The organism is Flavobacterium daejeonense DSM 17708 (assembly GCF_000425425.1).
GTDB lineage: Bacteria > Bacteroidota > Bacteroidia > Flavobacteriales > Flavobacteriaceae > Flavobacterium > Flavobacterium daejeonense.
This window is the reverse complement of sequence record NZ_AUDK01000044.1, coordinates 1-2,982: the sequence shown is the minus strand read 5'-3', so window position 1 is coordinate 2,982 and position 2,982 is coordinate 1. Positions and strand designations below refer to the sequence as shown.

Genomic DNA, 2,982 nt, shown 5'->3' with positions numbered 1-2,982 from the left:
TTGTATGATGCCAAATTACATAGGTTTTTACAGCCTGATAATTATGTGCAGGATCCGGGTAATACGCAAAACTATAACCGTTATGGATATGTATTGAACAACCCATTGAAGTACGTAGATTTTTGTGGAGAATGTTATGAAGATAATGACCCAGACGATTATGATCCTACTTGTGACCCTCCTATTGGACAACCACAACAAAATGGAACATTTTATGATGATGGGAATGGGAATGTATGGATATATAATGGAGCGACAGAAACCTGGGAAGGGCAAACTCCTGGAGCTACAAATACCTATAATAATGTTGTACCACTATATGAAATAACTATTACAGGAACAGGTTCTTCCTCTTTCGGGTGGTCTAATGGTACAGAGTCTTTTTATAATTCTGCATATTCTAGTTTTATACAAGGAGGTGGTGGTGGAAGTATTAGTCAATCTTCTAGTTCTGGAGCAGATATTATTAATGGATTTACAGGAACATTCCTTACAGCATTAGATGATTACGCACAGACTAACGCGCAACTTGTGTATAGATATGGAGCAAAAGGAATTTCTGCAGCTGCACTTACAGAGGCAAATGCAGCCAGAATGTTGGGTATTGCTAAAAAAGCACAAGTTTTAGGAAATACATTAGGTTTTATTTCAGGTGCTTATTCCTTAACGCAAGCTTATAATGAATTTGACAAAACAGGAAATATAAATTATCAGGCTATTACAGATGGTACTATAAGCATTGCGGGAGCATCGGCTGGAACAGCTATGATGTTTGGTGTTTTAGCGAGTAATCCTGTAGGTTGGGCTGTGTTAGGAGGAATAGCTACAGGTGCGGCTATTTATGGTGTTTACACCTTCGGTAGAGATGTTTATAATTATAGATAGATTAACAGGAAATATGTTAAAATTATATTACGAAATTTGGGTTGATTGCATAACCAGAATTAGAAATTTTGATAATTTTTGGTGGCAGTATAAATCAATGATGATTTTGTCGTTTGCAATGGGGGTGGCTTTTATGGTATTTATGGCTGTTTTTCAGAAATACATCATAGGGATTTCTTTTTATAAACTAGAATTAACAGACTATTTCGTAAAACCTATTGCAGATTTGTTAACTTCATTTATACTTTTCTTTTTACCTTTTATTGGAATAAACTATTTTTTGATATTTTATAATAGAAAATATGAAAAGTTAATTGGAAAATATAAATATCATAATGGGAAATATGCCATTACCTTTTTTATGAGTTGTATGGCTTTACCTATTTTGTCTTTTATATTATTAATTTTATTGAGATAAAAAGAGTGTTAGATTAGAAATTCCAGATAACTAAGGTTTTTACGCTATGAAAGATTTTAAAAGTCTTAATGGTTTAAGAAAAGTAAATAAAGTATTTCAAAGAGTTGGTTATGCTGGTTTAGCAGTTGATTTTTTTCAACTAACGGATAAATCCATTAAGAATAAAGCTCTAACTTCAGATTATTTAAGATTTGGTATAAATGCAACTCTAACATTTGTAGCAGTTACTAATCCTATTGGAATTTTAGCAGTAGGAGCTTATGGTGTTTTTGATTATTACTACGGAGATAAGTTCTGGGAAAAAACTGGAATTGATAATTATTAAAAAAACGAAATGTGAAAAAAGTTTATCATTATATTTTCTATAAATTATATAGATATATGTTAACAACCCCAAATTCTGATTTAGCATTAAATGGTGCAGTTATTTACTTGAGTATAGGTTTGCTTTTTAATTCAATAACAATTGATCTCTTATTAAATAAATTTTTCAAATTGCATTCAATGTCAGGTAATTTATTTATGACCATTGGTCTATGTTATGCTTTTTTAATATACTACATTAATTATTGGTATTTTAAAAGAGATAATTTATATCTTAAAATTGAGGAAAGATTTAGTGCTGAAAGTAAAAGACAAAAAGTATTAGGAAATATATTCGTTTTTGTTTTCGTTGTTGGATCCGTTATTTTTTTTATGTTAACTGGCTATTTAGTAAACAAATATTGGGGAGGATTTAAATAGAAAGAGGATACCAGATGGCTCGGACTTGCAGTATGTAGGCAAACGTTAGCGCAGTCCAGAAGCTTCGGGATGCCTGTGCCGCAAAGTAGAGCAAATAAAAAAGTTGTAGTCGTAAAAGGCTACAACTTTTTTGTTCTAAACAAAAAGTGGACATGCTAATTTAGCCATCACAGAAAGTTAAGAAATAATCTTAATTTTAACCTATGAAACAAGTTCGCAAAGTTTACGACAAAGCTAACAGATTGTTCTTTTTTTGAAACAAAATGGTATGAAAAGACTTTGTGAAAAGTTTCAAATGAAAAACCACTCTTTTTAACTGTAGAGTGGTTTGTAGATTTATTTTTTGGTGAGTGTCAGTTTCATTTTGTCGCTGACTAAGATTACTTCATCATCGCTGATATCGCTTTCAAAAGAGAATGGGGTACCGTTTTCATCCTTGATTACCAGATTTTTTCCTTTTTTGGTTAAGGCATAGGTGCCGTCATTTATTTCGCTTTCCAAAAATCCGTTTACATGTCCGTCTTTAGTAAAGGTCAAAGTCCCTTTCGTTAGGATTTCGTTTTTTACTGAATCAGATAAAGTGGTTTTGGCTTCAACAGCGGTAATTTTCCAGGAATCAACCAGTTCGTTTCGCTTTTCATGGCAGGCCATCATTAGCATAGCGATTAATAAAAAGCTATAGCTAAAAAGTTTTAATTTTTTCATAATTTGAGACTATTGGGTTAGATAGCTGTAAGTTACGAAAAAATATGTTAAAATTTTTAAGAGCTGTTATATGTGTTTCTTGGATGTTAGGTTAGTTAGGTTAGTTAGGTTTGGGTATAAAAAAACCACGCAAACTAGACTGCACCCAAAAGTTTAGACAAATTAATAATTAATTTTGATAATGATGAGCTCGATATTGTATCGGGCTCATTTTGTTTAAATTTGATTTA

General features: G+C 31.7%; 4 protein-coding genes and 1 pseudogene. 4 read left to right on the top strand and 1 reads right to left on the bottom strand.

All coding sequences use genetic code 11. From position 1 onward, the window contains the following. The 4 genes and pseudogenes from H599_RS21285 to H599_RS0117600 all read left to right on the top strand — a co-directional run. Window positions 1-885 (top strand): annotated as a pseudogene (locus H599_RS21285) (hypothetical protein); the annotation flags it as partial. Window positions 886-898: 13 nt separating this feature from the next. Next, window positions 899-1,303: a hypothetical protein gene (locus H599_RS0117610; RefSeq protein WP_155960823.1), complete on the top strand. Its 405-nt coding sequence runs from the start codon at window positions 899-901 to the stop codon at window positions 1,301-1,303. 46 nt (window positions 1,304-1,349) lie between these two features. Next, window positions 1,350-1,628: a hypothetical protein gene (locus H599_RS0117605; RefSeq protein ID WP_026715326.1), complete on the top strand. Its 279-nt coding sequence runs from the start codon at window positions 1,350-1,352 to the stop codon at window positions 1,626-1,628. 56 nt (window positions 1,629-1,684) lie between these two features. Then, complete coding sequence (locus H599_RS0117600; protein ID WP_026715325.1) at window positions 1,685-2,047, top strand: hypothetical protein; 363 nt, start codon at window positions 1,685-1,687, stop codon at window positions 2,045-2,047. Window positions 2,048-2,383: 336 nt separating this feature from the next. Here the strand turns inward: H599_RS0117600 and H599_RS0117595 are convergent, their stop codons facing one another. Then, on the bottom strand, window positions 2,384-2,752 hold the full coding sequence (locus H599_RS0117595) for a hypothetical protein (protein ID WP_026715324.1): 369 nt from the start codon (window positions 2,750-2,752) through the stop codon (window positions 2,384-2,386). Between the last annotated feature and the right edge of the window lie 230 nt (window positions 2,753-2,982).